Origin of the sequence: Pseudoalteromonas sp. XI10 (assembly GCF_001469895.1) — a bacterium.
Lineage (GTDB): Bacteria > Pseudomonadota > Gammaproteobacteria > Enterobacterales > Alteromonadaceae > Pseudoalteromonas.
This window is the reverse complement of sequence record NZ_LOPY01000012.1, coordinates 45,101-52,051: the sequence shown is the minus strand read 5'-3', so window position 1 is coordinate 52,051 and position 6,951 is coordinate 45,101. Positions and strand designations below refer to the sequence as shown.

Genomic DNA, 6,951 nt, shown 5'->3' with positions numbered 1-6,951 from the left:
TCAAATCACCAGACTCTAAAAAAGAATCAATCTACAAGGGCGGTAAAGTCGGATGCTAAATATTAAAAGAAAAGCGCAATTTTTCATTGCTGCAATAGCAAAAATCACCGCATTTTTATTATCACTATTTATTAGTACATACAGCATGTTGGTTGGTTTGGTTGGTGTTACATCTATTACTTATGGTGTGTCGTTAATATCAGTTCCTGGTGCATACATTGCGTGCGGAGTGCTGCTTATTGTTCATAGTTGGTTTGCTGCCAAAGCAATCGCCAGCGCTAAAGCGCAAAGAGGTAACAAGTAATGTTTTTACCTGGCATGTTTAGTGTCTCATCCTTAAAAAAGGCGTTTAACGATAGTTTTGGCTGGGGCGGTTCTTCTTCTTTTAGTGGTGTTTATGTTGATCGCAAAACTGCTATGGGCAATAGCGCCCTAAATCGCGCGATAACATTACTTGCAACAAGCGTTGCACAGTTGCCATGTGAGTTGTTTAAACGAGATCACGAAGATGGCACCAGAAAGAAAGCAACCGACCATCCTTTATTTTCAGTGCTAAAGTACCAACCAAACAAGAAAGACACATCATTTGAGTATTTCGAGTCAGGGATGGGATTTTTATCTCTAGATGGTAATCATTATGCCCTAATAGAGCGTGATGAGCAGATGCGAGTTACAGAGCTTATATGGGTTCACCCTGATAATGTACAAGTTTTAGAAGGTGGTGACGGACTCCCGTATTACAGACTGCTAACCGAAAACAAAGTTGTTGGTATGGACTTAATGCACCATGTAAAAGCATTTAGTTTTAATGGTTTTACTGGTGTTTCCCCAATTCATACTGCATCGGATGCAATAGGCTTGGCTCTTGCTACAGAGCAACATGCAAGCGCGGTGTTTTCTCAAGGTACCACACTTTCAGGTGTAATTGAGCGTCCAAAAGATGCTGAATCACTCACCACCCAAGCTGACATTGATCATGTTGTAGATTCATTTACTGCGCGACACTCAGGTGGTGTAAGAAAGGCATTTAAAGTCGCCATGCTGCAAGAAGGTATGACGTACAGACAAATGGCAATGACCAATAACGATGCGCAAATGGTAGAAGCCAGAAGAATGGGTGTGCTTGATATAGCCCGTTTATTTGGCATTCCCCCATCAATGCTTGGCGAGTCGGCAGGTGAATCATATAAATCAGTAGAGCAAACGACTTTAAACTTTTTGGTCTTTGCATTAATGCCATGGCTTAAGCGTTGGGAAAGCGCAATGCATCGCGACTTGCTCTTACCTGAAGAACGAAAAGATTATTTTATCGAGTTTAATTTCAGTTCGTTAGTGCGTGGTGATTTTAAAACTCGTTATGAGTCTTACGCGATTGGCCGTCAATGGGGGTTCTTATCAGCGAACGACATTCGCCGTTTTGAAAATTTACCGCCCATACCTGGCGGTGATGAATATCTAACCCCCCTAAACATGCTTGATGCAAAAGATAAAGCAAACGCTGAAAGAATGAGCCAAACAACAGAGCAACAACGCCAAGAAATAGAGAGTATTTTATGCCGCAACTAAATTATCCGCATATTGCCGAAATGGTATTTAACACCCCGTTATTAGCTAAAGGGGAGCTAGTCGAAAACGTTGCGCAATACGTTGCAGCTCGAATTGCTGGTACTGAGAAATCAGCACATAACTCAGAGCAAGAGCTAAGCGCTAAAAGAATGGGAGTAATCCCGCTTGGTGATCCAGAGAAAGATGGCTCAATGGCTGTTATTGCTGTGCATGGCATTTTGGTGCCTCGTCGTGGAACTATGACAGCTGAATGTTCTGAAATTATGAGTTTCGAGCTACTACGAAACCAAATATCAAAAGCAATGAACGATAGCCAGATTAAAGAAATTGTACTTGATATTCAAAGTGGTGGGGGTACAGCGCAAGCCGCGTTTGAATGTGCCGCATATATTTATGAAGCGCAAAAGCAAAAGCCAATTCGTGCTGTTATCAATTTTAATGCTTATTCAGCTGCCTATTTGATTGCTTCAGCCTGTACCGAAATCATTATTAGTGAAACAGGCGGTGTAGGCTCAATTGGTGTATATCAAAAGCGCTTAGATATTTCGGCTTATTACAAAGATATGGGTGTCATCATGCACACATTTTATCGCGGTGCAAAGAAAGTCTTTATGCATCCAGATCTTGAAATGTCAGATGAAGAAAAAGAACACATTGAATCTGGCATTGAAAAGACCTATCAGCAATTTATAAATGCTGTTGCTAAGTATCGGAATATGTCTGTTGATGAAGTACAAGCAACAGAGGCCGACTGCTTCAATGGCCAAGAGGCTATCGATTTGAAATTGGCCGACACATTATCAAGTGACCCTCATGCTGCAGTAAACACAATTGCAAAGCGTTTAATTCAATCCTCACCCAAAAAGATGGAAACAATTGGTGTTCAAGCTGCAGCTATGGACTATCACCACATAAATTAATCGCACTGCCTTGATGGCAGGGTTCAAACCAAGGTCGCTTTTGCGGCCTTTTTTTATGTAAAAAGAAAGGTAAAACTATGACTATTGTACAAATCAAGGCTGCGATGAATGAAAAAACCGCAGCAATTAAGGCGTTAGCAGCTAAAGAAGAAACCGAAGGTTCGCTTTGCGCTGAAGACATCGAGCAGTTTAAACAACTGCAGGCAGATCATGCCAATTTAGCTGAAAAGTTAAACCGTGCTGAAACTGCTCAAAACTTGGCTGTTCAGCAATCAACTGCTGTAGGTGGTGATGGTATCTCTGCCAACGCACCATCAATTAGCGTTAAATCGGCACCAGAAGATTATAAAGGCGCGAAAGTTGCTCGTATCGCTTTGGCTCTAATGGCAACGAACAATAAATTAGACGAAGCTATTAAGTTTGCTAATACAGAAATTCGCGATAAAGACGTATCGATGGCTCTAAATACTGCAGCTGAATCGGGCGGTTCATTAGTACCAGAAGCATACTCACGTGACTTTATTGAGTTATTACGCCCTGAGTTAGTTGTAGCAAAAATGGGTGCGCGTGTAACGAGTTTACCACGCGGTAAACTTACCTTCTCAAAACAGTCGGGTGGTGCAACGTCTAAGTTCCGTGGCGAAGGTCAGCCAGTTAATGCAAGCAAGCCTAAATCTGACCCAGTGAAAATGAACGCTAAGTCTCAAATGACTATCGTTCCAATTACTAAAGAGTTCAAAGGTCGTGCAGGTATTGATGCAGAGCAATTTGTACTTGACGATATGTTAGCAGCACACGCTGAGTGTCAAGATAAAGCGTTCTTGCGTGGTGACGGTACTGATGATATGCCAAAAGGCCTTTTAACCTTAGCAACTGAGTCGGGCCGTGTTACCCCTTTCACTGGGAATATTGAGCTAGCTGTAATCGATGCGTTCTTAGATGGGCTAATCTTAGCTCATAAAAACAGCAACTCTAAAATGCGTAAATGTGGCTGGATCTTGTCACCACGTACTTGGATGAAGCTATATGGTTTACGTGATGCAAACGGCAACAAAGTCTATCCAGAAATGGAAAAAGGCCAGTTGAAACGCTATCCAGTTGCAGATACGACAAACGTTCCTTCAAACCTTGGTGTAGGTGGTGATTTCTCTGAAATATACTTCACAGCCTTTGATGATGTGGTTATTGGTTACGATCCAGCGTTTGAAATTAGCACCAGTGAAGATGCTAGTTATTACGACGCTGATGGCAATCTACAAAGCGCCTATGCAAATAATGAAATTGTTATTAAGTTGGTTGGCGCAAGTGACATTATCTGTCGTCACCCTGAAGGTATCGCGATGGGTTCTAACGTTCCTTTCTAAACAAACACTATCCCCATAAATTTTATATAAGCCCAGCTGATATTTAGTTGGGCTTAGGAGAAAAGTATGTCTAACGCAAAAATTATGTCGACGCTTGCCGCAGTACTTCCTAGTGCTCTGGCAAGTTTTACACCTACTGTTGATTTGTCGAACGCTGACGAAGAAATTTTACCTTTTGTTATCGCTATCGATCACGGCAATTTTGGAGAGAAACCAAACTGTGATGCTTTAGAGCTAGAAATGCTAGATGAAAATGGTAAGTCAAAAAAAGCTAAACCATCATCAGCGCAGCGTGATGCTGCATGGGAATACTATCAACAGGCAAAAAAAGCCCCTAAAGATAGTGACCAGCCGAAAGTCGAATTAAAAACTAACAAAAACGGCACCGTGGCTGTTGAGTTTTTGTATTCGCACAACGGCTACCGTAAAGGTGAAGTAGTAGGGTTGCTACCGAAAGAAGTTTCTCGCTTACTTGAAACTAAAAACCCGCCAATTAAATTGGTAAGCGAATAAATCCAAAACCGTGAGAGTCAAAGCCGACTAGCCCTGATCTTCTAGTCGGCTTTTTTATATGAGAATCCTATGTTAATTGACCTTGCCCGCGCTAAAGACCAACTAGGTATCGATCAAGTTGATGATTTTGAAGATGCCCGCATAACCCGCCTTATCAACCAAGCAATTGGTTTAGTGTGTAGCGATATTGGTCGATTAATTTATCAAACTGCAGCTGATGTTCCCGAAGGTACAGAGGCGCCAATCATCCTTGATGAATTAGAAATCTATCAGCTTGCTAACCTAGAAACAGCATGCTTACTGCAAATCAGCAGCTTAGACAGCAATCGCGAGGTTGAAATTGTCACTAGCATGGCAAAAAACCCCGCTTACACCACGGCAATTAAGCAATTTAAACGTGTATTGATAGGTTAGCCATGAAAAAACGACTCACTGCCAGCGAAAAACGTACGTGGGCAATTCTGTTTTCTACTCAATTAGTTAAAGGCCCACTTGGAAAACAAGAACAAAAAACAAAAGTTGGTCGTGTAAAAGGCAGTTACAGAAAGCAGCGCGGCGGTATTGTTAACCACCAAACGCAAGAAGTAAGCACGGCGCAAGTCAGTTTTGCTATCGATTATCGCGCAGCATTCATGAACGTTAACGTTGTCGAGCTAAACGGCCAACAATACGAAGTGAAAGACACGACTAACGTGGGCTTTGAAAATCACACCATTATTTTTGATTTAGAGTTGGCTCAATCATGAAAATAACAAGCGATGTACTCGGTTTAAAAGAGCTTGAAAAAGCACTTAAGAAAGTAGAGGGCCAAACAAAAGGTAAAGTACTTCGCTCTGCATTAAGAAAAGCCGCTAAGCCTGTTCATGAAGATATGACCCGTGATGCCAACACTAAGTTTGGCAAAGAAACAGGCCAAATGGCTGAGTCAACAAAAATTAAAACAGCCATCAATAAAAAGGGTGATCACAGCATATTCGACGCAGCTGCTTATGTCGGGATTTACCACAACAAAAAAGCTCAAGCTGCGGCTGGTTCGTTAATTCCTTCGCCTATTATCGCCTATTGGTTAGAAACTGGTGTGCAACCGCACATTTTAAACCCAGACGGATTAAATAACTTGATGCACCCGGGCATTGTCGGCGTGCCATTTGTGCGCCCCGCCCTAATTAATAATGAATTTCGCGTTGTTAGCATAGTGAAAGTAGAGCTAGCAAAAGGCATTGAGCGAGCATTAAAAAGGCAATCGACATGATAGAACTGGCCATACCCAGCATTTTAAGCCTTGTTTTAGATAATGTTTATCACATCAAAATATCTGAAATGAACAAAGATGCAGCCTTATGCTGGAAAATTGTAACCGATAGGCGAAACGACGTATTAAGCGACTATGGCCAGCGCGTTGCTCGCGTTCAAATTAGCTCAGTATCAAGTGACCCATTGCAAGTAAGTTCACTCAGCAAAGAACTTCGCTATTTTTTACGAAATATTCAAGGTTCATTTGATGGCGTAACGATTAATTCAATATCAGAAAAAGAAACCATACCCGATTACAGTGGCGATCCTGATGTTCACCGCAAGATAATCGATTTTAATTTTCACTACGGAGAACAACCATGAACCCGATTTTTCCTGACGGCTCAAAATTAATGATCAAGCCACTCGGCGGCACTGACTTTGTTGAAGTTATCGGCTTCGACGGTTTAGGCGGCAAGCTAAGTGCTGATGGCACGTTAAAAAATGACACCACTTTATCAGACGAAGGTCAGGTATATGGCGCAAGCAGTAAAAAAGATGGTGGCGAACGCTCAATTGTATGTCGTCTAGATGATACTGGCACTGATCCTGGTCACGCCGAATGTGCGAAAGCGGCTGATGATAATCAAGAGCGCGAGCTACAAGTGAAAATAGGCAAATCAGGCAAACACATTCCTTTTAAAGCAGTGTTTGCTGACTGGGGCGTTGGTGAGATCGACGAAGAAAAGAGCCTACGCATGATAGGTAAAATTGGCGTTAACTTTTGGGGGAAAATAACAAATGACGCAGCTTAATAAAAAAAACTTCTTTGCAAAATTAGGCATTCTTCACCGTGAAAAAGTGACACTTGCTGGTCTTGGTGATGTGTATGTAAAAGCGTTAACAGTGAAAGAAGGTGAAGAATTTGAGCGCTTAGCATACGACCCTAATGGCCAGTTTAAAGATGACACATCAGCGAAATCATTAATGGTCATCATGACTGTTGAAGATGAAGAGGGTAACAAGTTATTCAATTTAGATGATCTGGAACAACTGACAAGCATGCCAGCGGCGCCAATCAACAAGCTGTTTTCCGCCGCAATGAAGCTAAACAGTATCACCGAAAATGATATTGAAGAACTGAAAAAAAACTAGAGTCTGACGGGTGGCGGTGCTTCTTATTTGCTTACGCTGAAAAAATAAGTCGCACCCCGTTTGAACTTGAACGCCAAATAACCCACAAGCAACTTGCTGAATTGTATGCCTTTGAATTGTTGAGAAACAAAGAAAAACCAAAACGCAAACAACTATCAGAAGATGAAACCCTCGCCTACTTAGCTAATTTCATGGGGCCG

General features: G+C 41.9%; 11 protein-coding genes. All 11 read left to right on the top strand.

What is annotated here, in order from left to right; genetic code table 11:
• The first annotated feature begins 52 nt into the window (after positions 1 to 52).
• The 11 genes from AUR67_RS03065 (at position 53) to AUR67_RS03015 (ending at position 6,751) form a co-directional block, all read left to right on the top strand.
• Complete coding sequence (locus AUR67_RS03065; RefSeq protein ID WP_058584082.1) at positions 53 to 304, top strand: hypothetical protein; 252 nt, start codon at positions 53 to 55, stop codon at positions 302 to 304.
• A complete protein-coding gene (locus AUR67_RS03060) occupies positions 304 to 1,566 on the top strand; it encodes a phage portal protein (RefSeq protein ID WP_058584081.1) in 1,263 nt (420 codons plus the stop codon). The genes AUR67_RS03065 and AUR67_RS03060 overlap by 1 nt, the downstream gene beginning before the upstream one ends.
• A complete protein-coding gene (locus AUR67_RS03055) occupies positions 1,554 to 2,486 on the top strand; it encodes a S49 family peptidase (protein WP_058584080.1) in 933 nt (310 codons plus the stop codon). The genes AUR67_RS03060 and AUR67_RS03055 overlap by 13 nt, the downstream gene beginning before the upstream one ends.
• Before the next feature lie 77 nt (positions 2,487 to 2,563).
• Positions 2,564 to 3,850, top strand: a complete 1,287-nt coding sequence (locus AUR67_RS03050; protein ID WP_058584079.1) for a phage major capsid protein — start codon at positions 2,564 to 2,566, stop codon at positions 3,848 to 3,850.
• A gap of 66 nt (positions 3,851 to 3,916) precedes the next feature.
• On the top strand, positions 3,917 to 4,363 hold the full coding sequence (locus AUR67_RS03045) for a hypothetical protein (RefSeq protein WP_058584078.1): 447 nt from the start codon (positions 3,917 to 3,919) through the stop codon (positions 4,361 to 4,363).
• Positions 4,364 to 4,432: 69 nt separating this feature from the next.
• A complete protein-coding gene (locus tag AUR67_RS03040) occupies positions 4,433 to 4,777 on the top strand; it encodes a head-tail connector protein (RefSeq protein WP_058584077.1) in 345 nt (114 codons plus the stop codon).
• Positions 4,778 to 4,779: 2 nt separating this feature from the next.
• Positions 4,780 to 5,109: a hypothetical protein gene (locus tag AUR67_RS03035; RefSeq protein WP_058584076.1), complete on the top strand. Its 330-nt coding sequence runs from the start codon at positions 4,780 to 4,782 to the stop codon at positions 5,107 to 5,109.
• Positions 5,106 to 5,615, top strand: coding sequence for an HK97 gp10 family phage protein (locus AUR67_RS03030; protein ID WP_058584075.1), 510 nt, complete (start codon positions 5,106 to 5,108; stop codon positions 5,613 to 5,615). The genes AUR67_RS03035 and AUR67_RS03030 overlap by 4 nt, the downstream gene beginning before the upstream one ends.
• Complete coding sequence (locus AUR67_RS03025; protein ID WP_058584074.1) at positions 5,612 to 5,980, top strand: hypothetical protein; 369 nt, start codon at positions 5,612 to 5,614, stop codon at positions 5,978 to 5,980. Before AUR67_RS03030 ends, AUR67_RS03025 begins: the two co-directional genes overlap by 4 nt.
• The gene (locus AUR67_RS03020; protein ID WP_058584073.1) at positions 5,977 to 6,411 is read left to right on the top strand and encodes a hypothetical protein; all 435 of its coding nucleotides are present in this window, start codon (positions 5,977 to 5,979) and stop codon (positions 6,409 to 6,411) included. Before AUR67_RS03025 ends, AUR67_RS03020 begins: the two co-directional genes overlap by 4 nt.
• Positions 6,398 to 6,751, top strand: coding sequence for a hypothetical protein (locus AUR67_RS03015; protein WP_058584072.1), 354 nt, complete (start codon positions 6,398 to 6,400; stop codon positions 6,749 to 6,751). The genes AUR67_RS03020 and AUR67_RS03015 overlap by 14 nt, the downstream gene beginning before the upstream one ends.
• Positions 6,752 to 6,951: the final 200 nt, after the last annotated feature.